The 426-nt window shown below is 50.2% G+C and carries 1 tRNA gene; it reads right to left on the bottom strand.

The features are described 5' to 3' along the window. Positions 1-236: 236 nt before the first annotated feature. A tRNA-Glu gene (locus tag ACCW71_RS20560) sits at positions 237-312 on the bottom strand. Positions 313-426 lie beyond the last annotated feature (114 nt).

Here is a 426-nt window from a genome sequence, read left to right as displayed (position 1 = left end):
CGCTTACGCTTAGTCGCTTAACCTCACAACCCACAGGCGTTTTTCAACGCTGTAAGCTGCAAGCATTTGAGAGACTCGAACGCATCGCTCTGCCATCCCTTATTACGGAGGGATGACGCGCTGCGTCGTTTCAATTTTCAGCTTGTTCCGGATTGTTAAAGAGCAAATATCTTAAACATGACTCGTAAGTCATCTTTAAGATATGTGGGCAACATCTTTCACCTGTTACCAAGCAATGGCGTCCCCTAGGGGATTCGAACCCCTGTTACCGCCGTGAAAGGGCGGTGTCCTGGGCCTCTAGACGAAGGGGACATTGAAGCCTGCTTCGCAAGACGCTTTGCTCGCTACATTTTTATCAGACAATCTGTGTGAGCACTGCGCGGGAAGGTATCTTCAGGTAAGGAGGTGATCCAACCGCAGGTTCCC

The sequence above is a fragment of the Pantoea sp. C2G6 genome, assembly GCF_051336815.1.
GTDB lineage: Bacteria > Pseudomonadota > Gammaproteobacteria > Enterobacterales > Enterobacteriaceae > Pantoea.
The sequence above is the reverse complement of the archived record's forward strand: the minus strand, read 5'-3'. Positions and strand labels throughout refer to the sequence as shown.